This is a genomic window from Rhodococcus koreensis, from assembly GCF_900105905.1.
Lineage (GTDB): Bacteria > Actinomycetota > Actinomycetes > Mycobacteriales > Mycobacteriaceae > Rhodococcus_F > Rhodococcus_F koreensis.
In genome coordinates this window covers 4,527,291-4,551,172 of sequence record NZ_FNSV01000005.1, presented here as the reverse complement: position 1 = coordinate 4,551,172, position 23,882 = coordinate 4,527,291, and the positions used below count along the sequence as shown (strand labels likewise).

Genomic DNA, 23,882 nt, shown 5'->3' with positions numbered 1-23,882 from the left:
AACTCCTCGTGCGTGCCGAAGGGGTCCCTGCACCCCTTGGCCGCGCACAGGTCGCGGAGTCGCTTACCCTGGTTCATCGTGACCGCTGCAACCCCAGAGACAACCGCCCCTGGCCGGTACGACCTCATCGTCGTCGGCTCCGGATTTTTCGGACTGACCGTCGCCGAGCGTGCAGCAACACAGCTGGGTAAGCGTGTGCTGGTGCTCGACCGTCGTCATCACCTGGGCGGAAACGCCTATTCGGAGGCCGAACCCGAGACCGGCATCGAGATCCACAAGTACGGAGCGCACCTGTTCCACACCTCGAACAAGAGGGTGTGGGACTACGTCACCCAGTTCACCGAATTCACGAACTACCAGCACCGCGTGTTCGCGCTGCACAAGGGCCAGGCGTACCAGTTCCCGATGGGCCTGGGTCTGGTGTCGCAGTTCTTCGGGCGCTACTTCACCCCGGACGAGGCGCGGAAGCTGATCGCCGACCAATCCTCCGAGATCGACTCCAAGGAGGCGTCGAACCTGGAGGAGAAGGCGATCTCCCTGATCGGGCGGCCGCTGTACGAGGCGTTCGTGCGCGACTACACCGCCAAGCAGTGGCAGACGGATCCGAAGAATCTGCCGGCGGGCAACATCACCCGCCTGCCGGTGCGGTACACGTTCGACAACCGCTACTTCAACGACACGTACGAGGGCCTGCCCGTCGACGGCTACACCGCGTGGCTCGAGAACATGGCGAAGGACCCGAAGATCGAGGTCCGGCTCGAGACCGACTGGTTCGACGTCCGCGACGACCTGCGCGCGGAGAGCCCCGACGCCCCCGTCGTCTACACGGGCCCCCTCGACCGCTACTTCGACTACTCCGAGGGCGAGCTGGGCTGGCGCACCCTCGACTTCGAGACCGAGGTGCTGGAGACGGGTGACTTCCAGGGAACACCGGTCATGAACTACAACGACGCCGACGTGCCCTTCACCCGGATCCACGAGTTCCGCCACTTCCACCCGGAGCGGGACTACCCGAAGGACAAGACGGTCATCATGCGGGAGTTCTCCCGGTTCGCGGAGAGCAAGGACGAGCCGTACTACCCGATCAACACGCCGGACGACCGCGCCATGCTCGCCGCCTACCGCGACCGTGCCAAGGAGGAGATGTCCGCGAACAAGGTCCTGTTCGGCGGCCGTCTCGGCACCTACCAGTACCTGGACATGCACATGGCGATCGCCAGCGCGCTGTCGATGTTCGACAACTCCCTGCGTCCGCACTTCGAATCCGGTGCGGACCTGGTGGGGGAGGCCGAATGAGCGCCCGGCATCTGCTCGAATCGGAGAAGGTCACCGAGGACGCGCCGCTTCTCGGCAAGTCACTGCTGCAGCGGGTGATCCTGCCGCGCGCCGGTGAACCGCTCGACGTCCGCACCCTCTACCTGGAGGAAGCGAAGACCAACAGTCGCCGCGCGCATTCGCTGTCGCGGACGTCGCTGTCGGTCGGCGCCGAGTCCGAGGCGTCGTTCTGCACCTACTTCAACGCGTTCCCGGCCAGCTACTGGCGCCGGTGGAGCACGCTGAACTCCGTGGTGCTGCGGCTCGAGCTGTCGGGGCACTGCCGCATCGACGTGTACCGGTCGAAGGCCGATTCCTCGCGCATCCACGTCGAGGGCCGCGAGTTCCAGGACGGCGACGCCGCCCTCGAGTTCGAGATCGAGCTGGCGCCGTTCGAGGACGGCGGCTGGATCTGGTTCGACATCACCAGCGATACCGAGGTCGTGCTGGAGAGCGCAGGCTGGTACGCGCCGGTCGACGCTCCCGGTGAGGCCACCGTCGCCGTCGGCATCCCCACGTTCAACCGGCCCACCGACTGCGTCAAGGCGCTGACGGCGCTGGCGTCCGACGAGCTCGTCATGGATGTCGTCAAGGCCGTCATCATCCCGGACCAGGGCACCCGCAAGGTCAAGGACGAGCCCGGCTTCGCGGAGGCCGCGGAGGCGCTCGGCGACCGGCTGGCGATGCACGACCAGGCGAACCTCGGCGGGTCCGGCGGCTACAGCCGGATCATGTACGAGGCGCTGAAGACCACCGACTGCCAGCACATCCTGTTCATGGACGACGACATCGAGATCGAGCCCGACTCGATCCTCCGCGCGCTCGCCATGTCCCGGTTCGCGAAGTCGCCGATGCTCGTCGGCGGGCAGATGCTGAACCTCCAGGAGCGCAGCCACCTGCACTCGATGGGCGAGGTCGTCGACCGCAGCATCTTCATGTGGACGGCCGCCCCGAACGTCGAGTACGACCACGACTTCTCCCGCTACCCGCTGAGCGACCGCGAGAACTCCCGCCTGCTGCACCGCCGCATCGACGTCGACTACAACGGCTGGTGGATGTGCATGATCCCCCGGCAGGCCGCCGAGGAACTCGGTCAGCCGCTGCCGCTGTTCATCAAATGGGACGACGCCGAATACGGTCTGCGGGCCCGCGCCGCCGGCTACCCGACCGTCACCATGCCCGGTGCCGCGATCTGGCACATGGCGTGGAGCGACAAGGACGACGCCATCGACTGGCAGGCGTACTTCCACCTGCGGAACCGTCTCGTCGTCGCGTCCCTGCACATGCCCGGGAACGGCCGCGGCCTCGTGATCAACACGGTCAAGGCCACGATCAAGCACCTGCTGTGCCTCGAATACTCGACGGTCGCGATCCAGAACCAGGCCATCGCCGACTTCCTGCAGGGTCCCGAGCACATCTTCGAACTGCTCCCCACCGCGCTCGGCAACGTCCACGCGATGCGCAAGGAGTACCCGGACGCCGTCGTGCTGCCGTCGTCGACGAGCCTGCCGATGCCCTCCGGTGAGGAAGTCGGCGCGGTCGGCCTGCCGACGAACCCGCTCGCGAAGATCGTCCGACTCGGTAAGGGCCTGGTCCACAACGTCAAGCCCGCGCACGAGCAGCACCACGAGCGTCCCCAGCTCAACGTGCCCACCATCGACGCGCGCTGGTTCCTGCTGTCCCAGGTGGACGGTGTCACCGTCACCACCGCGGACGGGCGCGGAGTCGTCTACCGCAAGCGCAACCCCAAGCTGGCGCTCGCGCTGCTGAAGGAAGCGATCCGGCTGCGCCGCGAACTGGCCCAGCGATTCCCCGAACTCAAGCGCGAGTACCAGGACGCCGTTCCTGCCCTGACCAGCAAGGAGAGGTGGGAACGTGTCTTCGGCATCCAGTGAGATCCAGATCCTGCAGACAGTCCAGTCGACGATCGCGAGCCGTCCCGGCGTCGTCTCGACCGCGCGGGGCATGTCCCACTTCGGTGAGCACGCCCTCGGGTGGGTGGCCGTCGCCGGCATCGGCGCGGCGCTCGACAAGCCCCGCCGCCGGCAGTGGGCGGGCGTCGCCGTGGGCGCCGTCGGTGCCCATGCGGCCTCGATCGTGATCAAACGCATCGTCCGCCGCCCCCGGCCGAACGACCCGTCGATCCAGGTCAACGTGTCGACGCCCAGCAAATTGAGCTTCCCGTCCTCGCATGCGACATCCACCACAGCGGCTGCGGTGCTGCTCGGCCGACTCACCGGGCTACCCTTGCCTGCGTTGTTGGTACCGCCGATGCTGCTTTCCCGGCTCGTTCTGGGAGTGCACTACCCGACCGATGTGCTCGCCGGATCTGCCCTGGGGGCCGCCTCCGCGGTCGCGGTGCTGAAGGCCGAGCAGAAGTTTGGAGAAAAATGAGCGAGGAACCGGCCGTCGTCACCGGACCCCCGACATCCCTGGCGGCTGGCATCGTCAAGGCCGTCCGCCCGCGTCAGTGGGTCAAGAACGTCCTGGTCCTCGCAGCTCCCGTCGCCGCGGGCACGGCGACGGAATCCGCCGTCCTGCTTCCCGTCGCACTCGCCTTCGTGGTGTTCTGCATGGCAGCGTCCGGCATCTACCTCGTCAACGACGCGATGGACGTCGAAGCGGACCGTGCGCACCCCACCAAGCGATTCCGGCCCATCGCGGCCGGTGTGCTGCCCGTCAACCTGGCGTTCGCGATGGCGGTCGTGCTGCTCGGCGGCTCGATCGCCCTGTCGTTCCTCGCCAACTGGCAGCTGGCGGTCGTGATGGCCGTCTACATCGGCATCCAGCTGGCGTACTGCTTCGGCCTCAAACACCAGGCCGTCCTCGACATCTGCATCGTCTCGTCCGGCTTCCTGCTGCGCGCCATCGCCGGTGGTGTGGCCGCCGAGATCGCACTGTCGCAGTGGTTCCTGCTGGTCATGGCATTCGGTTCGCTGTTCATGGCGGCAGGTAAGCGGTACGCCGAACTGCAGCTCGCCGAGCGCACCGGCGCGAAGATCCGCAAGTCCCTCGAGAACTACACCACGACGTATCTGCGGTTCGTCTGGACGCTGAGCGCCACCGCGGTCGTGCTCTGCTACGGGCTGTGGGCGTTCCAGCAGGACGACCTGAAGGGCACCAACTGGTACGCCATCTCCATGGTTCCGTTCACGATCGCGATCCTGCGTTACGCCGTCGACGTCGACGGCGGCGAGGCCGGGGAGCCCGAGGAGATCGCGCTGGGCGACCGCGTGCTCCAACTTCTCGCGATTGCCTGGATCGGAGTGGTGGGTGTCGCTGTCTACCTCGTCTGACTTGGTAGGCGACGCCGAGGAATCGGGCGCCGCCGCGGAGCGGACCACCGAACACCACCGGAAGGCCATCCTCTCGAGGGTGGTCTTCCTCGGGGGTGTGGCCGTCTCGGCTCTCCTGATGTTCTGGGGCGCCTGGGAGCGGCGATGGATTGCCGACGACGGTCTGATCGTGCTGCGCACGGTCCGGAACCTGCTCGCGGGCAACGGTCCGGTGTTCAACTCGGGCGAGCGGGTCGAGGCCAACACCAGCACCGCGTGGACGTACATCGTCTACGCGTTCAGCTGGCTGTCCCAGGCCCGGCTCGAATACGTCGTTCTGACGATCGCGCTCATCCTGTCCACGGCGGCGATCGTGCTCGCCATGTTCGGCACCGCACGCCTGTACCGCGGTGGATCCTTCGCCGGCGGCGGCACGCTGTTCCTGATGCCCGCCGGTGTGCTCGTGTACATCGCGGTGCCCCCGGCCCGCGACTTCGCGACGTCGGGCCTCGAAAGCTGCCTCGTCATCTTCTGGATCGCGCTGCTCTGGCTGCTGCTGGTCCGGTGGAGCCAGGCGGCCTCCCCGTCCACCACTTCGGTGCTGACGCTCGCGTTCGTCGCCGGCATGGGCCCGCTCGTGCGGCCCGAACTGGCGATCCTGGGTGTGCTGTCGCTGGCCATGATCTTCCTGGCGCCCGGCCTCACGTGGGTGGTGCGGGTGGCGATGGTGTTCGTCGCCGGCATCGTCCCGGTGGGCTACCAGATCTGGCGCATGGGCTACTACGCCCTCCCGTACCCCAATACCGCGGTGTCGAAGGACGCCGGCGGCGCGAAGTGGTCGCAGGGTTTCGCGTACCTCTGGAACCTGCTCGGCCCGTACCTGCTGTGGCTGCCGCTGGTCTTCCTGTTCGCCGGCGCCGTGATCGCCTGGCGCGGCCGGGACAAGGACATCGAGCATGGTGTTCGTCACACCGAAGGGAATTGGCTGACGCGCCTGCGCGGAGGGCTGCGCACGCAGAATGCCGTGGTCGTCTTCATTCTCGCGAGCGGGCTGATCCTCGGTCTGTACTCGTTGCGCGTCGGCGGCGACTTCATGCACGGCCGCGTTCTTCTCCCCGTTCTGTTCTGTTTCATCGTTCCTGTCGCCGTAATTCCGGTGCGAATTCCGGACCGCGCATCATGGGGGCGTAACAGGGAATCGTCGATTTTCCTGGCAATGGCTTTCCTGTGGGTCGGCACCGTCGTGTGGGCATTTTTCGCGTCGAACACGACGGGAATGCCGGAAGGTGTCGTTATCGGACGTTCCGGAATTGTCGACGAACGCGCCTTCTACGTTCTCAACACCGGTCATGCGCACCCGATTCGCGCGGACGACTACCTGGACTATCCGCGCATGCGCGCGATGGTCCAGACCATTTCGGACACCCCTGACGGCGGCCTGCTCATCCCGTCCGCCGACTACACGTACTGGTTCGTCGTTCCACCGCCCCTTCCGATCCCGGAGGACGGAGCGGGCCACACCGTGTACTTCCTGAACCTCGGCATGACGAGCATGAACGTCGGCCTCGACGTGCGGGTGCTGGACCAGATGGGTCTCGCCTACCCGCTTGCGGCGCACACCGAGCGGTTGGACGACGGCCGTATCGGGCACGACAAGGCTCTGTACCCCGACTGGGTCGTGGTGGACACGGGAATGATCGACAAGCACCCGTGGATGCCCGGATTCCTCGACGAGGATTGGGTGACCGAGGCGCGGGTCGCGCTCACGTGCCCCGAGACTCAGGACCTGCTGACGTCGTACCGGTCGGAACTGACGTGGCCGCGATTCAAACAGAATTTCAAGGATGCGCTGCATTTCGCGAGTTATCGAATCGAGCGAGTGCCCGCATATGAAATTCAGCGGTGCAATCTCGAGCCGCCGTTCCCGGAACCGGCCAAATAGGGCGTACCGGGCGGGGCCTGTGTCACCGGGGCGTCCCGGCCAGATCTCGATGTCGGAACATCAGATCTCGTTTGTGTAACGCTGGAACTGTCGGCGACGATGTACGTCGATGATGAGTCATCGTGACGGTGGTCTGGAAGTTCCCCGAAAAGCGCTCCGCGAGCGTTTGTCAGGGAAGTTCGTGTGACATACAGTCCACCAAGCGCAGTGTGACTCGGAAGAGGTCCGCTGCCGGCCCGGCCACGTGCCCGGGGCGGCAGGTCGCCTGTTCCCCGACGGAATCCGCCGGAGCCGCCCAGTTGGCGGAGTCCGCAGACGAAGAGAGTGAGCAGTATTCATGCGTTTTGCCAGACCGAGGTTGTCTCAGCGCCTCAAGCAGCGTGCGATGGCCATCGGCGCCGTCGCACTGGTACTGCCTGTAGGCGCAGGAATCGCTGGTGGAGCCGTTGCTGCAGCAGCACCGACGCACGCGGGGCCCGCCAAGACCGCGCCGGCCGGTGGCTACGAGGAACTGTGGGTTCCCTCTTCCATGGGACCGATCAAGGTTCAGGTCCAGTGGGCGGCCCGTGGCGGTAGCTCGGCGCTGTACCTGCTCGACGGACTGCGCGCCCGCAACGACCGCAACGCATGGAGTTTCGAGACCAACGCGTTCGACCAGTACCGCAACGACAACGTGACCCTGGTCATGCCCGTCGGCGGCGAGTCCAGCTTCTACTCGGACTGGTACTCGGCGAGCAACTTCAACGGTCAGCCCGTCACCTACAAGTGGGAGACGTTCCTGACCCAGGAACTGCCCGACTTCCTGGCCAATTACGGTGTCTCGCGCACCAACAACGCCGTCCTCGGCCTGTCGATGGGTGGCAGCGCCGCCCTGACGCTCGCCGCGTACCACCGCGACCAGTTCAAGTTCGCCGGTTCGCTGTCCGGCTACCTGAACATCTCGGCTCCCGGCATGCGTGAGGCGATCCGCGTCGCGATGCTCGACGCCGGCCGCTTCAACGTCGACGCCATGTGGGGCCCGCCGTGGAACCCGGCGTGGCTGCGCAACGACCCGTTCGTCTTCGCGCCGCGCCTGAACGGCCTGTCGATGTTCATCTCGGCCGCCAGCGGCCTGCCCGGTGAATTCGATCACCCGCGCGCGCCGATCGACTACTACAACACCGCGAACGGCATGGGCCTCGAGGCCCTCGCCCTGGCCAACACCCGCGCCTTCCAGGTGCGTCTGGCCAGCCTCGGTGTGCCGGCCACCTTCGACTTCCCGGCCAACGGCACGCACTCGTGGCCGTACTGGGGTGCCGAGCTGTGGAAGGCCCGCGGCCAGATCCTGGACACGCTGGGCGCCTGGTGATCTAGACGCCACCACATTCGTGGCGAATGCCGCCCCGCCTCACCGGCGGGGCGGCGCTCGTGCGTTCTGAAGTGCACGGTCCCGGATCGGAGGGTGAGAGGAAAACCTCGGAATCCGTTCCCCCCGGGAGTGCACAACGGGTCCTTTTGTCAGTAAGGTGATCCCGTCGAGACGCCACCCGCGCAGCGAGCGCTGCGCGGGTGGCGTCTGTACGTGAGATTTTCACGAGAGTTATCGAGAGGTTGCCGCGGCCGCGGCGCGAGACGCATCAAGCGGAGGGAAGACGAGTTCATGCGAGTTGGGGGTTCGACGAGAACAAGCGGATGGGCCAGGCGTACCGCCGCCGCAATTGCTCTGGCGGTCGCACTGCCACTGGGCGTGACCATGGTGGGCGGCGGCGCAACGGCCTCCGCAGCCTTCGACCCCGCAGCGCAGGACTTCTGGGTCGACTCCTCCATGGGTCCGATCAAGAGCCGCATCTGGCGGGCCGCTGACGGCAACACCAACCGGGTCGTCTACCTGCTCGACGGCCTGCGCGCGCAGGACGACCTGAGCGGCTGGGAAGTCAACACCGATGCGGGCCCGTTCCTCGCCTCGCAGAACATCAACGTCGTCCAGCCGGTCGGCGGACAGTCCAGCTTCTACTCCGACTGGTTGTCGAACTCGAACTTCAACGGCCAGAAGACCCCGTACAAGTGGGAGACGTTCCTCACCGAGGAACTGCGCGACGCACTGGCGAACCGCCTCGGCTTCCAGTCCACCCGCAACGGCGTCATCGGCCTGTCGATGGGTGGCAGCGCCGCCCTGACGCTTGCCGCCTACCACCCGGAGCAGTTCAACTACGCGGGCTCGCTGTCGGGCTACCTGAACATCTCGGCTCCCGGCATGCGTGAGGCGATCCGCGTCGCGATGCTCGACGCCGGCCGCTACAACGTCGACGCCATGTGGGGCCCGCCGTGGAACCCGGCGTGGCTGCGCAACGACCCGTTCGTGTTCGCGAACAAGCTTCGCGACAACAACACCCGCCTGTGGGTGTCGGCCGCCAACGGCATCCCCGCCCCCGGCGGAGCCGCACCGACCGGCGTCATCGACGTGTTCAACGCGAGCACCGGTGCGAGCCTCGAGGCGCTGTCGCTGGCGAACACGCGTGCCTTCCAGGTCAAGATGGCGACCCTCGGCGCGAAGAACGTCACATACAGCTTCCCGCCGCGCGGCATCCACACGTGGCGCTACTGGCAGCAGCAGATCCACGATCTGGCCGGGGATCTCGGCAACACGATCGGGTAGTTCGGAAGTAACAATTGCACCAGCTGTAACAGCGCGGCACTCCCACTCGTCTGTTGTTTGCGTGTAGAAAGAACCGGAACGCGAGGCCGTGCTCCGTGTTGGCCTCGACGCGCAGAGAGAGAGTGAACGTCATGCGAGTAGGCCTGTTCAGGGCAGAACGTCAGCGTTCGTCGACCGGAAACGTTCGAAGGCGCGCGCTCGCCTCGCTTGCCGCTGTGCTCGTGGTGCCGGTGGCGGTCGGGTTCACCCAGACCGCCACCGTCTCGGCTGCGCCCGTCGCGGCGCAGGCCCCGGTGGCCACCCAGGCCCCGGGCGGCGCGACGATCCATCACGTCGACTGGCTCACCGACCGTCGCGTGGCGATCTGGATCAACTCCCCGTCGATGGGTGTGCCGATCCAGGTGCAGATGCTGCTGGCGCGGGACTGGAACTCGAAGCCGACGGAGAAGTTCCCGTCCGTCTACATGCTCGACGGCCTCCGCGCGCAGGACAACGAAAACGGCTGGACGCTCGAGACCGACGCCGAATCGTTCTTCGCCGACAAGAACATCAACGTCGTCCTCCCGGTCGGCGGCCAGTCCAGCTTCTACTCCGACTGGGTGGCCCAGGACAACGGTCAGAACTACCAGTGGGAGACGTTCCTCACGAAGGAACTGCCCCCGATCCTCGAAAGCGATTGGCGCACCACCAAGACACGCGGCGTCGTCGGACTGTCGATGGGCGGCACGTCCGCGATGTTCCTCGCGGCCCGCAACCAGGGATTCTTCAAGTTCGCCGCGTCGCTGTCGGGCATGCTCACCACCACGGCGCTCGGCATGCCGCAGGCCGTCGCCTACGCGATGAGCGATGCGGGCGGATTCGACGCGGACGCGATGTGGGGGCCCCCGACCAGCTCTGCGTGGGAGGAACACGACCCCTACCTGCTGGCCGACAAGCTCAAGGGCGTCAGCCTGTACATCTCCAGCGGCAGCGGCACCACGGGTCCGTACGACCAGCCGTCCGGAATCCCGGGCGTCAGCACCAATTACGCGGGCATGGGGCTCGAGATCCTCAGCCGGCTCACGTCCCAGACGTTCGCGACCAAGCTCAACAAGCTGGGCATCCCCGCCCAGGTCAACTACCGGCCGTCCGGCACGCACTCGTGGCCGTACTGGCAATTCGAACTCCACCAGCTGTGGCCGCAGCTCGCCGGCGCCGTCGACGTCGAACCCGAGAAGCCGGTGTGCACCACCGGTGGGTCCATCGCCGGTGTCGCAGGCGCGAACCCGTGGATCGGCGACTGCCTGACCCCCGAGTACAGCCTCGCGGGCGGAACGGTCCAGGACTTCCGCAACGGCCGGATCTTCGTCAAGTCCGACACCGGCGCGCAGCCGGTGGCCGGCGCCATCGGTGGCGTCTACCAGGCGACCGGCGGTCCGGGCGGGTCGCTCGGCTACCCGACGACGCCCGAACTGGCCACCCCCGACGGACGTGGTCGCTTCAACCACTTCGAGCGCGGGTCCGTCTACTGGTCGCCGCAGACCGGGGCGCACGCCGTCCGCGGCGCGATCCGGGACGAGTGGGCACGGCAGGGCTGGGAGGCCGGACCGCTCGGATACCCGGTGGCCGAGGAAGTTCCCACGCCCGGCAAGGACGGCGCAGTGCAGGGCTTCGAGATCGGCGCCATGTACTTCAGTCCCGCGAACGGCACCCACCGCGTGCAGGGAATGATCATGGGCAAGTACGCCGAACTCGGTTACGAGGGCGGCTGGCTCGGATTCCCGAAGACCAGCGAGATCCCCGTCAAGGACGGCGGCCGGTTCAACCAGTTCGAGGGCGGCAACATCTACTGGAGTCCGCTGTCGGGCGCCTGGGCCGTCGAGAACGGACCGATCTTCGACGCCTGGAAGAGCGCAGGCTACGAGGGCGGCCGGCTCGGGTTCCCGATCAGCGACAAGTTCGCCATTCCCGGTGGCGTACAGCAGAACTTCCAGACCGGTTACGTCACAGTGATCGACAACAAGGCCGAGATTCACTGATGGCCGCACCGTACTAGAAATCTCACGCGCAGCGGGCGGGGCCGGGTCCGGCGGACCAGGTTTCCGCCCGATCTGCGTCTGTACCCTGTCGAGAGACAACGACTTGGAAAGCAAGGACGGAAATAGATGCCGCAGCACTCACGTATCAGCACCACCTTCCGACGGTCGATCGCGGTAGGCGCGCTCGCCGTCGCAGCGAGCGGATTGTTGGTCGGGTGCGGTAGCGACGACTCCACGGCCACGTCGAACCCGTCCACCAGCGCCCCGACGTCGGCGGCCGTGTCCAGCGCCGCCGAGAGTTCGGCGTCCGCCGCGCCCAGCGTGAGCGCCTCGGCCTCGGCCTCCGCGCCGGTGACCAGCCCGGGTGAGGCGGCGACGGCGCCGCCGGCGCAGCCCGAGGAAGTTCCGGGCGACTTCCCCGGCCCCAGCGAGGTCCCGGTCAGTGCCGACGGCCAGAAGTTCCTCGACGCGCTGAAGGCCAAGGGCATCGAGCCCGCCGCCGACGGCACCATGGCCGTGAGCACCGCCGACTTCATCTGCCAGGCCAAGGCCGAGGGCAAGAGCGACGCCGAAGCGATGGTGTTCGTCACAGCGATGGTCGGCACCGAGGCGTCCGCTGCGGGGAAGGAACTGACCCAGGAGCAGGCGACGGCCAACGCCACGACCTACATGGACGTCGCACACGCGACCTACTGCAAGTAGACGCCGATGTCGGTGACCGGGCGCGGAACGCGGAAGAAGAAGAGCAGCCTCCTGCGCAAACTGCTGGTGCTGATCGTGGTCCTGCTGGTGATTCTCGTCGCAGTGATCGCACTCTGGTATCTGCTCGCCGGGCGGCTGCCCAAACCGATCCCGACGCCGCCCGGTCCCGAGCGTCCCAATGCCCAGCCGGCGAGCTGTCCCGACGTCCAGGTGGTCGTCGTCCCGGGCACATGGGAGTCCAGCGCCACCGACGACCCGTACAACCCGACGGCCAACCCGGCGTCGCTGATGCTCAACGTGTCGCGTCCGCTGCAGGAGCAGTTCGAGTCCTCGCGCGCCGACGTGTACACGGTTCCGTACGTCGCGCAGTTCTCCAACCCGGTCGCGTTCCCGCCGGACGGGCAGCAGTCGTACAACAACAGCCGCGGCGCCGGCACCGCCGCCACCAACGACATCCTGGTCCGCCGGCACGCCGAGTGCCCGCTGACCAGCTTCCTGCTCACCGGCTTCTCCCAGGGTGCGGTCATCGCCGGCGACGTCGCTTCGAGCATCGGCGCAGGTGACGGCCCTGTTCCGGCGGATCTGGTGCTGGGTGTCGGGCTCATCGCCGATGGCCGTCGCGACCCGGCCGCAGCGACGAACGTCGGGCAGCCGGTCACCGGTGTGGGAGCCGAACTGTCCCTGGCCGGTCTGCAGATCCCGGGCATCACGATGACCGGTCAGCGGCCCGGTGGTTTCGGTGACCTCACCGACCGGGCGGTCGAGATCTGCGCCCCCACGGACGGGATCTGCGACGCGCCGGCGCAGGCGCTGAAGCCGAGCAACTGGATCGGCAGCGGGCTGCGTCTTCTCGAGTACAACAACAACCCGGTCCACGCGATGTACAACTCGTACGTCGTCGACGACTCCGGCACGACGGCCACGCAGTGGATCGCCGGATGGGCAGCCGAGAAGATAGAGGCCGCCCCGACCCCGGCCCACAGTTGATTTTGTGGCGGATGGGTTCACCGTGGTCGGTGTGCCGTGAATCGTCCCGAGCAGATGGCCGCGGCGCGTACTCGCCGGTAGTGTGCGTTTCCCGGCACCGGTAGAGTGCTGCACTGTTGCTGCACCACCCGTGCCCGACCCACCGATGTTCACGTCCTGAACGGGGGCGTTACACCACAGGAGAAGCTATTCATGAGTTCCGACGCCAGCTCGTTGCGTAAGTTCCGATTCGCGGCAGGCGGAGAGGGCAACGCGGACGAGGGCGGCGCGCGTCGGTTCGTCAAGCTTGCGCAGAAGGCCGAGGAACTCGGGTTCGACAGCTTCATGATCCCGGACCACCTGGGTAACCAGGTGGGGCCGATCGCCGCGCTCGGCGCGCTCGCGATCGCGACGGACAAGATCCGGCTCGGCACTGCCGTCCTCGCCAACGGCTTCCGGCATCCGGCGATCCTCGCCAAGGACGCCGCCACCATCGACGTGCTGTCGGGTGGCCGCCTCGAACTCGGCATCGGCGCAGGCTGGATGAAGGAAGAGTTCGACAAGGGCGGCATCGACTACGAGCGCCCGGGCGTCAGGATCGCCAAGCTCGAGGAGACCCTGCAGATTCTCGACGTGCTGCTGCGCGGCCAGGAGTGCAACTTCGACGGCAAGTACTACCAGATCAAGGGCCTGACGGGCAGCCCGCGACCGCGGCAGGGTCCGCGTCCCCCGATCGCCGTCGGCGGCGGCGGCCCCAAGATGCTGGCGCTCGCCGCCAAGTACGCCGACATCATCTCCGTGGCGACGCCGACCAGCAAGGAAGGCAAGCTCCTCCTGTCGGGTGTCACGCTCGAGAAGACGATGGAGCGCGTCGACCGGATCCGGGAGGCCGCCGGTGACCGGTTCGACGACATCGAACTGAACTGGACGATCACCACCATCGTCATCACCGACGACCGTGAGCAGACCGCCGAGATGGCGCTCGCCGCACTCGACCAGGGCTTCCCGCCCAACATCGAGGTCGACACCAAGCTGTCCGTCGAAGACATCCTGAGCTCGCCGTATCTCGCGATCGGCAGCTTCGAGGAGATCGCCGATCAGATCCGTATGGTGCGAGAAAAGACGACAATGTCCTACGTCGGTGTGTTCCCCACACAGATGGATGCGTTCGCGCCGATCATCTCGCAACTGAAGGGCGAGTAGACGCAGCGTACCGAGGGCGGCGATGCCAATCTGTAACATATCGATGGTTTGGAATCGATGAACTTATTCGGGTGAGTGGCGTGTTACGTCGTTTCCCACGAGTTTTACAAGATCCGATTCGGCGAAGGAAGTCTGGGGCGCAGTCATGCCGGTGGCATGCCTGTGTGATCGCTTCGGAGGAGATGGAATGAACGCGAAGTTCGATGATTTTATCGACGAGACGGGCCACATCAGGCTCGACTCGGGAAGCACGCTGGTCGACTACGTCCAGCGGCACACCCGGGAGAACTCGGACGAGCTGGCATACCGCTACATCGACTATTCGCGGGACAGAGACGGCGAAGCGCAGGAGCTGACCTGGGAACAGTTCGGCCACCGGCTGCGTGCCGTCGCGGCGCGCCTCCAGCAGGTCACCAAGCCCGGCGACCGTGTCGCGGTCCTGGCGCCGCAGGGTCTCGACTACGTCATCTCCTTCTTCGCCGCCATCCACGCCGGAACGATTTCGGTGCCGCTGTTCGACCCCGACGAACCCGGCCACACCGACCGTCTGCACGCCGTCCTCGGTGACTGCAAGCCTGCCGCCATCCTCACGGCCACCTCCTCCGCCGCGGGTGTTCGACAGTTCTTCCGGTCCCTCCCCGCCGCCGAACGCCCCCGGATCATCGCCGTCGACGCCATCCCCGACAGCGTCGGCGAGTCCTGGGTGCGCCCCGAGATCGATCTCGACGACATCGCGTACCTGCAGTACACGTCCGGCTCGACCCGGGTGCCCGCCGGTGTGGAGATCACGCACCGCGCCGTCGGCACGAACGCGCTGCAGATGGTCGACTCCATCGAGCTGAACGAGAACTCGCGCGGCGTCACCTGGCTGCCGCTGTTCCACGACATGGGGCTGCTGACCGTCATCCTGCCCGCCCTCGGCGGCAAGTACATCACCATCATGAGTCCGCGCGCGTTCGTGCAGCGGCCGTACCGGTGGATCAAGGAACTGGCCGCGGTGTCGGACGGCGCAGGTACGTTCGCGGCCGCACCCAACTTCGCGTTCGAGCACGCTGCCGCCCGCGGCCTGCCGAAGAACGGCGAGAGCCTCGACCTGAGCAACGTGATCGGCCTCATCAACGGCAGCGAACCGGTCACCACGTCGTCGATGCGCAAGTTCAACGAGGCGTTCGCGCCGTACGGCCTGCCGAAGACGGCGATCAAGCCCTCGTACGGCATGGCCGAGGCCACGCTGTTCGTGTCCTCCACCCGGCACTCGGACGAGGCCCGCGTCATCTACGTCGATCGCGACGAACTCAACGCCGGTCGCGTCGTGAAGGTGGACCAGGACGCCGAGAACGCCATCCCGCAGGTGTCCTGCGGTTACGTCGCGCGCAGCCAGTGGGCCGCCATCGTCGACCCGGAGTCGCGCATCGAGCAGCCCGACGACCGGGTCGGTGAGATCTGGCTGCACGGCGAGAACATCGGCATCGGCTACTGGGGACGCACCGACGAGACCGCGGAGACGTTCCACAACAAGCTCACCAACCGGCTCGCCGAGGGCAGCCACGCGGAGGGTACGTCCGCGGACGCCAACTGGATGCGCACCGGCGACTACGGCGTGTACATCGACGGTGAGCTGTTCATCACAGGCCGCGTCAAGGACCTCGTGATCGTCGACGGGCGCAACCATTACCCGCAGGACCTCGAGTTCTCGGCGCAGGAGGCCAGCACCGCGCTGCGCCCCGGCTTCGTGGCCGCGTTCGCGGTCCCTGCCAACCAGCTGCCGGCCGTCGTGTTCGAGAACACGCACTCGGGTCTGAATTACGACGCGGACGACTCCTCCGAGCAGCTCGTGATCGTGGCCGAACGCGCACCGGGTGCCGGCAAGGCCGACCCGCAGCCCGTCGCCGACACGGTGCGGGCTGCGCTGTCGACCAGGCACGGGGTCACGGCGCGCGACATCCTGCTGGTGCCCGCGGGCTCGATTCCTCGCACGTCGAGCGGCAAGATCGCCCGCCGGGCGTGCAAGGCGAGCTACATCGAAGGCACCCTGCGCGGCGGATACACGCAGACGGCCTTCCCCGATAGCGTTTCCGAATAGTCCACTTCCTGACGGGTAGCTTGGTGAGTTGATGGCTGAAAAAGATGATGACCGGGTCGGGGCGAGCGAAGCGACGGGGAATGTCACCGGCAGCACAGGTGACATGACGGTCGCGCAGCTGCGCGACTGGCTGCGCAACTGGATTGCCGACGCAACCGGGCAACCGGTCGGTCAGATCACCGACGACCGCCCGATGGAAGAGTTCGGTCTGTCGTCGCGTGACGCCGTCGCACTCAGCGGCGAGATCGAAGAACTGGTCGGAGTCACGCTCACCGCGACGGTCGCCTACCAGCACCCCACCATTGCGTCGCTGGCCACCCGGATCATCGAGGGCGAACCCGAGCAGCCCGACGACTCCGCCGACGCCGCCTACTACGCGTCGGCGCCGACGTCGGACGCGCACGACATCGCGATCGTGGGCCTGGCCGCACGCTTCCCGGGTGCGGGCACGACTCCCGCCGAGATGTGGCAGATGCTCGCGGAGGGCCGCGACGGCATCTCCGACCTGCCCGAGGGCCGCTGGGAGGAGTTCACCTCCGACCCGCAGATCAAGGCCGCCGTGGAGAAGGCCAACACGCAGGGCGGCTACCTCGACGACGTGAAGACGTTCGACGCGGAGTTCTTCGCGATGTCCCCGCTGGAGGTCGCGAACGTCGACCCGCAGCAGCGCCTCGCGATGGAACTGACGTGGGAGGCACTCGAGCACGCCCGCATCCCGGCCAGCGACCTCAAGGGCGAGCAGGTCGGTGTGTTCATCGGCAGCTCGGCGAACGACTACCAGTTGCTCGCCGTCAGCGACCCCGTCCACGCGCACCCGTACGCGCTGACCGGTACGTCGACATCCATCGTCGCCAACCGGGTGTCGTACTTCTACGACTTCCGCGGACCGTCCATCGCCCTCGACACGGCCTGCTCGTCCTCGCTCGTCGCGGTGCACCAGGCGGTGCGCTCGCTGCGGACCGGTGAGTCGGACCTCGCGCTCGCCGGCGGCGTCAACATGCTCGTCGCGCCGCCCGCCACGCTGGGCTTCGACCAGCTGGGTGTGATGGCCCCCAACGGCCGCATCAAGGCGTTCTCCTCCGACGCCGACGGCATGATCCGCGCGGAGGGCGGCGGTCTCGTCGTCCTGAAGCGCCTCGAGGACGCCGAGCGCGACGGCGACGAGATCTTCGCCGTCATCGCCGGTAGCGCCGTCAACCAGGACGGCCGTTCCAACGGTCTCGCGGCCCCGAACCCGGACGCGCAGGCCGACGTCCTGCGGCACGCCTACCGGGACGCGGGCATCAACCCGGCAGGCGTCGACTACATCGAGGCGCACGGCACCGGCACCATCCTCGGCGATCCCATCGAGGCGGACGCGCTCGGACGCGTCGTCGGTCGTGGACGCGCCGACGACAAGCCCGCCCTGCTCGGCTCGGCCAAGACCAACTTCGGTCACCTCGAGGCCGCCGCGGGCGCCGCGGGTCTGATCAAGGTCGTGCTGTCGATGCGGGAGGACACACTTCCCCCGACGCTGAACTTCGCCGGACCCAACCCGTACATCGCGTTCGACAAGGCGCACCTGCAAGTCATTCCCGAGGGTGCGGCGTGGCCGCGCTACACGGGCGCGGCCGTCGCCGGTGTATCCGGATTCGGTTTCGGTGGCACCAACGCCCACGTCGTGGTGCGCGAGTACACCGGGCCTGCCGTCGACGACACCGCCGAGCCCGCCGACACGGTCGTGCCCGCCGAGGTAGCGGTGGCCGAGACCGAGCCGACGGTCGTCCTCGCGGTGTCCGGTGCGCTGCCGTCGCGTCGTCGCCGGGCCGCCGCCGATCTGGCCGACTGGCTGGAAACGGAAGAGGGCAGCACCACCCCGCTCGCCGACGTCGCCCGCGCTCTCGCGCGCCGCAACCACGGTCGCTCGCGGGCCGTCGTCCTGGCGAAGACCCGCTCGGAGGCCGTCACCGGTCTGCGCGCCGTCGCCGCAGGCAAGCCCGGGCAGGGTGTGTTCACCGCGGACTCGCCGTCGTCGAAGGGCGCCGTCTGGGTTCTGTCGGGCTTCGGTTCGCAGCACCGCAAGATGGCCAAGCAGCTGTACCTGGAGAACCCGGTGTTCGCCGCGGCCATCGACGAGGTCGACGCGCTGATCGAGGACGAGGCCGGCTACTCCATGAAGGAGAAGTTCCTCGACGACGCGATCGACTACGACGTCGAGACGTCGCAGGTCGGCATCTTCACCATCCAGATCGGTCTGGCTGCCCTGCTGCGTCACCACGGCGCCGAGGCCGAGGCCGTCGTCGGACACTCGATGGGCGAGGCCGCTGCCGCATACATCTCGGGTGGCCTGCCGCTCGAGGATGCGGTCCGGGTGATCTGCGCCCGGTCCCGCCTCATGGGCGAGGCCGAGGCCACGCTCGAGGGCGACGACATCCGTCTGATGGCGCTCGTCGAGTACAGCGCATCCGAGATCGAGACCGTTTTCACCGATTTCCCGCACCTCGAGGTCTGCGTGTACGCGGCCCCGACGCACACCGTCATCGGCGGCCCGGAGCCTGAGGTCAACGCCATCGTCGCGCGGGCCGAGGGCGAGGAGAAGATGGCCCGCGTCCTCAAGACGAAGGGTGCCAGCCACACCTCTCAGGTCGACCCGCTGCTGGGCGAGCTGGCCGCGGAACTGGCGGGCATCGAACCGACCAAGCTGAAGCTGGGCGTGTACTCGTCCGTCGACAAGGACACCTACTACCGCGCAGGCCACGAGCCGATCCACCGCGAGGAGTACTGGACCAAGGGTCTGCGCCACAGCGTGTACTTCACCAACGCCGTCCGCCTCGCCGTCGGCAGCGGGCACACCACGTTCGTGGAGCTGGCGCCCAACCCGGTGGCCCTGATGTCCGTGGCCGCCACCGCGTTCGACGCCGGCCTGCACGACATGCAGCTCATCCAGACGCTCAAGCGCAAGGAGGACGAGCCGCTCGGTGTCCTCGCCGCGCTCGCACAGCTGTACGTCCACGGGCACGCCGTCGACCTGTCCTCGCTGCTGCCCGAGGGCGACTTCGCGGCCGTTCCGCGCACCGCGTGGATCCGCAAGCCGTACTGGGTGGAGACGCGGATCGACTCGAGCGGCAACACCCGTGTTCCGGGTGCGCACGTGTCGCTGCCCGACGGCCGCCACGTGTGGGAGGTCCAGGCCGGCGCGGTCACCGACCTGCCCGCCCTGGTCACCGCCGCCGCGTCGCAGGTGCTGTCGGACGTGACGCTCGCCGCGTCCGTCCTGCACGCCCACGCGCCCGCGGAGGGAACGCTCACCACCACACTCAACCCGCATCCGGGTGGCGCATCGCTGCAGGTGCACGCGAAGAGCGGTGCGAGTTTCACGCTGCTGTTCGACGCCGCCGTCACGTCCGGTGAGGCATTGCCTGAACCGGTTGTCGGGGCGAGCGAAGCGACGGGGAATGTTGGTGCGGCGCCGGTGCAGACGACGGTGCCGGTGGAGGAGCTGCCCGAGGTCGTCGAGGACATCGGCGAGAAGTGGGACCCGAACGGTTCGCAGACGCTCGAAGACCGTCTCGCGCTGATCGTCGCCGAGTCCATGGGTTACGCCCCGGAGGACCTGCCCGCCGAGATCCCGCTGATCGAGCTGGGACTCGATTCGCTGATGGCCGTCCGCATCAAGAACCGCGTCGAGTACGAGTTCGACATCCCGCAGCTGCAGCTGCAGGCGGTCCGTGACGCGAACCTGATGGAGGTCGGCAAGTACCTGCGCTACGCGGTCGAGAACCGCGAAGAGGTGCAGGCCCTCGCCGACAAGCAGAAGGCCGAGAAGGAAGCGGAGGAGGCCGCGGAGGCCGACCGTGATGAGGAGGCCGCGGAGGCCGACCGTGATGCGGAGGCCGCGGAGGCCGACCGTGATGCGGAGGCCGACGGTGATTCCGCGGCCCCGCTCGACGCCGAGGACACGTCCGTGGAGGCGGAGGCCGAGGCGATCATCGCGGCCACCCCTGTCCCGGAGGCTGCGCCCGAGGAAACCGCCGTGGACAGCAAGGAAGCGTTCGCCGAGGCGACCGGCACCGACGTTCCGCCGCGCGACGCCGCCGAACGTCTGACGTTCGCCACGTGGGCCGTCGTCACCGGCGAGTCCGCCAAGGGCATCTTCAACACGCTGCCGATCCTGAACGACGAGACGGCGGAGAAGCTGGCGGCACGGCTGTCGGAGCGCGCGAACGGTGAGATCACGTTCGACGACGTCCTCGATTCCACCACCATCGAGGAACTGGCCAATGTGGTGCGCGGCTTCCTCGAGGATTCCGGCAAGATCGACGGGCTGGTCCGCGCGCTGCGGGCTCGCCCGGAGGGATCCGACGCCGTCCCGGTGTTCGTGTTCCACCCGGCAGGCGGGTCGACCGTCGCGTACGAGCCGCTGCTGAAGCGTCTGCCCGAGGGCACGCCGATGTACGGGTTCGAGCGCACCGAGGGGCCGATCGATGTCCGCGCGGCGGAGTACCTGCCGTTGATCCGCGAGATCCAGGGCGACGGACCGTACGTGCTGTACGGCTGGTCGCTGGGCGGTGTGCTGGCGTACGCGGTGGCGAAGCTGCTGCGCGAGTCGGGCGCGGACGTCCGGATCGTCGGCCTGATCGACACGGTCATGGCCGGGGAAAAGGTGGAGGACACTCCCGACGAGATCCGTAAGCGCTGGCAGCGGTACGCGGCGTTCGCGAAGAAGACGTACAACGTCGACTACCCGCTGCCGTACGACAAGCTCGCGGCGGCGGAGAGCGACGAAGAGCAGATCAAGATCCTGACGGAACTGCTCAAGCTGAGTGGCACCAAGATTCCGGGCGGAATCATCGAGCACCAGCGCACGTCGTGGCTCGACAACCGGGCCATCCAGACCGCCGAGCTCGAGCAGTACGACGGCGACGTCGTCCTGTACATGGCCGACCGCTACCACGACGACGTGATGAACCTGGAGCCCGCGTTCAAGACCCGGAAGCCGGACGGCGGCTGGGGCGACGCGGTGAAGAACCTGGAGATCATCCACGTGGGCGGCGATCACATCCAGATCGTCGACGAGCCGTACATCGCGAAGGTCGGTGCCGACCTCACCAAGAAGCTGGCGGCGATCCAGGCCGCCGGAACCGGAGCGCATCAGTGACCACCACGACCGCAGAGAAGCTTGCCGAACTGCGCGAAAAGCTGGAAACGGCAAAGGAACCCGCGGGCGAGCAGGCTATTGCCAAGCGCGCGAAGAAGGGCATTCCGAGCGCACGGGAACGCATCGACATGCTCCTGGACCCGGGGAGTTTCATCGAGGTCGGCGGTCTGATGCGCCAGCCCGGTGACCCGAATGCGCTGTACAGCGACGGCGTGGTCACCGGCCACGGGACCGTCGAGGGACGCCCGGTCGCGGTGTTCTCGCACGATCAGACCGTGTTCGGTGGTTCGGTCGGCGAGATGTTCGGGCGCAAGGTCGCCGCGATCATGGAGTTCGCCGCGAAGATCGGCTGCCCGTGTGTCGGCATCAACGACTCCGGCGGAGCCCGAGTGCAGGACGCGGTGACGTCGCTGGCCTGGTACGCGGAGCTGGGCCGTCGGCAGGAGCCGCTGTCGGGCATGTGCCCGCAGATCTCGATGATTCTCGGCAAGTGCGCGGGCGGTGCGGTGTACGCGCCGATCAACACGGACGTCTTGGTGGCCACCGAGGAGTCGTACATGTTCGTCACCGGGCCCGAGGTGGTCCGGAAGATCACCGGCGAGGACGTCAGCCTCGACGAACTCGGTGGTGCCCGGAATCAGGCCCAGTACGGCAACCTGCACCATGTGGCGCCCGACGAGAAGGCCGCGTTCGAGTGGGTGCGCAAGTACCTGAGCTTCCTGCCGTCGAGTTGCATGGAGAAGCCGCCGGTCGTCAATCCGGGTCTCGAACCGGAGATCACGGACTCCGACCGCGATCTGGACACGTTCATCCCGGACGCCGACAACGCCGGCTACGACATGCACGACATCCTGCTGCGGATCTTCGACGACGGCGAGTTCCACGAGATCGGCGGGCAGGTGGCGCTGAACATCATCACCGGCTTCGCCCGCGTCGACGGCCGCACGGTCGGGGTGATCGCGAACCAGCCGCTGGTCGCGGCGGGTGCGCTGGACGCGCAGGCCTCGGACAAGGCCGCGCATTTCATCCGCATCTGTGACGCCTTCGACATCCCGCTGGTGTTCGCGGTCGACACCCCGGGATTCCTTCCCGGGCTCGAGCAGGAGCGGATCGGTGTCATCAAGCGCGGTGGCCGGTTCATCTTCGCGTTCGTGACGGCGACCGTGCCGAAGGTGACCGTCGTGATCCGCAAGGCCTACGGCGGCGCCTACGCCGTCATGGGCTCGAAGCAGTTGGGCGCCGACATCAACTTCGCGTGGCCGACCGCCCGCATCGCGGTGATGGGCGCCGAGGGCGCTGTCGACCTGATCGGTCGCAGGCAGATCGAGGCCGCGGGCGAGAACGCGCCCGCCGTCCGCCGGCAGTTGATCAACTTCTACAACGAGAACATCGCGACGCCGTACATCGCCGCGGAGCGCGGATACATCGACGCCGTCATCGAGCCCGCCACCACCCGGCTCGAGATCCGCAAGGCGCTGACGATGCTGCGCGACAAGACGGTGCAGCGCAATCCGCGCAAGCACGACCTGATGCCGCTGTAGTTCGTTCCCGCACCTGCGGTCGGCGGTCATGCCGACCGCAGGTGCGTTTCGGTGTGCACGAACACCGGCGGCCGGGGGCGCGACGCGGCCAGCGTGTACGCAGCGCGCAGGTCGGCGAGAACGGTCGACGGGTCGCCCCGGATCTGCTCCGGCAGGTGTGTCACGACGACGATTCCCTCACGTTGCATCCGTGCCCGCCGCTGCCTCGTCGCCTCGTGCAGTTCGGGTGAGAAGTGGTACTTCGGCGAGTCGATCTCCCAGGCGACGGCGACGTCGTCGAGCCAGCCGTCGGGCCGGGCGACCCACAGCCCGGCCGCGGACAGCACGTCCACGTCGTGCCGCATCGGCGGAAGCCCGCTCGTCGCATACACATTCTGCGCGTGGACCCGGACGGCGGAATGCGCGTCTTCGGTCAGTTCACGCAGGACTGCCCGCGGCAGGTGGCTTCCGCGGTCGCTGCCGTGTGCGATTTCGCGGACCAGTTCGTCTATCGTCACGTCGCCACGCCGGATTCCCTCGGTCAGGAGCGCGTGACAGGCCTCGGCCGTGAGCGTGCGACGTCCGGCGTCCAGAAGGCTGCGCCGCGGCGGAGCGAGGCGCAGGAGCCCCCGGTGGACGGGTGCGGGCAGGTGCCGCGTCCGCTCGACCTTCACGTACGACCAGTCCCGGCGATGCCGGGTGGACGGGATGAGCAGCAGCACGTCGTTCCGGGGCGGTGACGCCGGGTAGCCGAGCGCGGCCAGCGCGGCGTGACCCGACAGGAGCGCGTCCGGGCCGCCGTATTCGAGCGCCGCCAGGTTGCGCTGCAGCGTTGTCGGTGGCCCGTCGTGCAGGAGGACGACGCCGGGGAGGATCCGCTGCCAGGGACCACCGTCGCGGCGGCGCGCGGCGATGGTGTCCTTGGCGACGCCCAGCCGTTCCAGGGCAGCCGCTCGGACCACTCCGTCGCGGCCGGCAGCGGCTGTCCCGGGGAGGTCTTCGGCCCAGCTTTCGGTTCGCATGGGTCCGAGCCTGCCCCGGGCGCAGCGATCCGCGGCCGAAAAGCCCAGGTCGGAAATTGGCCTGT

General features: G+C 67.6%; 15 protein-coding genes. 14 read left to right on the top strand and 1 reads right to left on the bottom strand.

Annotation, left to right across the window (positions count from 1 at the left end; translation table 11 throughout):
- Positions 1 to 78 precede the first annotated feature (78 nt).
- The 14 genes from glf (at position 79) to BLV94_RS25175 (ending at position 22,816) form a co-directional block, all read left to right on the top strand.
- Positions 79 to 1,296, top strand: a complete 1,218-nt coding sequence (glf, locus tag BLV94_RS25240; protein WP_072938759.1) for a UDP-galactopyranose mutase — start codon at positions 79 to 81, stop codon at positions 1,294 to 1,296.
- On the top strand, positions 1,293 to 3,209 hold the full coding sequence (locus BLV94_RS25235; RefSeq protein WP_072938608.1) for a glycosyltransferase: 1,917 nt from the start codon (positions 1,293 to 1,295) through the stop codon (positions 3,207 to 3,209). The genes glf and BLV94_RS25235 overlap by 4 nt, the downstream gene beginning before the upstream one ends.
- Positions 3,190 to 3,708, top strand: a complete 519-nt coding sequence (locus tag BLV94_RS25230; protein ID WP_012691118.1) for a phosphatase PAP2 family protein — start codon at positions 3,190 to 3,192, stop codon at positions 3,706 to 3,708. Before BLV94_RS25235 ends, BLV94_RS25230 begins: the two co-directional genes overlap by 20 nt.
- Positions 3,705 to 4,610, top strand: coding sequence for a decaprenyl-phosphate phosphoribosyltransferase (locus BLV94_RS25225; protein WP_072938605.1), 906 nt, complete (start codon positions 3,705 to 3,707; stop codon positions 4,608 to 4,610). The genes BLV94_RS25230 and BLV94_RS25225 overlap by 4 nt, the downstream gene beginning before the upstream one ends.
- A gap of 1 nt (position 4,611) precedes the next feature.
- Positions 4,612 to 6,531, top strand: a complete 1,920-nt coding sequence (locus BLV94_RS25220) for an arabinofuranosyltransferase AftB family protein (RefSeq protein WP_072938602.1) — start codon at positions 4,612 to 4,614, stop codon at positions 6,529 to 6,531.
- 337 nt (positions 6,532 to 6,868) lie between these two features.
- The gene (locus BLV94_RS25215; RefSeq protein WP_072938600.1) at positions 6,869 to 7,879 is read left to right on the top strand and encodes an alpha/beta hydrolase; all 1,011 of its coding nucleotides are present in this window, start codon (positions 6,869 to 6,871) and stop codon (positions 7,877 to 7,879) included.
- Positions 7,880 to 8,170: 291 nt separating this feature from the next.
- On the top strand, positions 8,171 to 9,166 hold the full coding sequence (locus BLV94_RS25210) for an alpha/beta hydrolase (RefSeq protein WP_083395667.1): 996 nt from the start codon (positions 8,171 to 8,173) through the stop codon (positions 9,164 to 9,166).
- A gap of 131 nt (positions 9,167 to 9,297) precedes the next feature.
- On the top strand, positions 9,298 to 11,184 hold the full coding sequence (locus BLV94_RS25205; protein WP_072938756.1) for an alpha/beta hydrolase-fold protein: 1,887 nt from the start codon (positions 9,298 to 9,300) through the stop codon (positions 11,182 to 11,184).
- 126 nt (positions 11,185 to 11,310) lie between these two features.
- Positions 11,311 to 11,886 (top strand): DUF732 domain-containing protein, encoded by a 576-nt coding sequence (locus tag BLV94_RS25200; RefSeq protein ID WP_072938597.1) that lies wholly within the window; start codon positions 11,311 to 11,313, stop codon positions 11,884 to 11,886.
- Between the two features lie 6 nt (positions 11,887 to 11,892).
- Positions 11,893 to 12,873 carry a cutinase family protein gene (locus BLV94_RS25195; RefSeq protein WP_074933804.1) on the top strand — a complete coding sequence of 327 codons (981 nt, stop codon included), beginning with the start codon at positions 11,893 to 11,895 and terminating at the stop codon, positions 12,871 to 12,873.
- Positions 12,874 to 13,065: 192 nt separating this feature from the next.
- Positions 13,066 to 14,055, top strand: coding sequence for an LLM class F420-dependent oxidoreductase (locus BLV94_RS25190; protein ID WP_009477140.1), 990 nt, complete (start codon positions 13,066 to 13,068; stop codon positions 14,053 to 14,055).
- Positions 14,056 to 14,242: 187 nt separating this feature from the next.
- Entirely contained in the window at positions 14,243 to 16,138 is a 1,896-nt protein-coding gene (fadD32, locus tag BLV94_RS25185; RefSeq protein ID WP_072938582.1) for a long-chain-fatty-acid--AMP ligase FadD32, read from the top strand.
- A gap of 103 nt (positions 16,139 to 16,241) precedes the next feature.
- The gene (pks13, locus tag BLV94_RS25180) at positions 16,242 to 21,275 is read left to right on the top strand and encodes a polyketide synthase Pks13 (protein WP_072938580.1); all 5,034 of its coding nucleotides are present in this window, start codon (positions 16,242 to 16,244) and stop codon (positions 21,273 to 21,275) included.
- Positions 21,272 to 22,816 carry an acyl-CoA carboxylase subunit beta gene (locus BLV94_RS25175; protein WP_072938577.1) on the top strand — a complete coding sequence of 515 codons (1,545 nt, stop codon included), beginning with the start codon at positions 21,272 to 21,274 and terminating at the stop codon, positions 22,814 to 22,816. The genes pks13 and BLV94_RS25175 overlap by 4 nt, the downstream gene beginning before the upstream one ends.
- Positions 22,817 to 22,842: 26 nt before the next feature.
- Here the strand turns inward: BLV94_RS25175 and BLV94_RS25170 are convergent, their stop codons facing one another.
- Positions 22,843 to 23,817 carry a hypothetical protein gene (locus tag BLV94_RS25170; RefSeq protein ID WP_072938574.1) on the bottom strand — a complete coding sequence of 325 codons (975 nt, stop codon included), beginning with the start codon at positions 23,815 to 23,817 and terminating at the stop codon, positions 22,843 to 22,845.
- Positions 23,818 to 23,882: the final 65 nt, after the last annotated feature.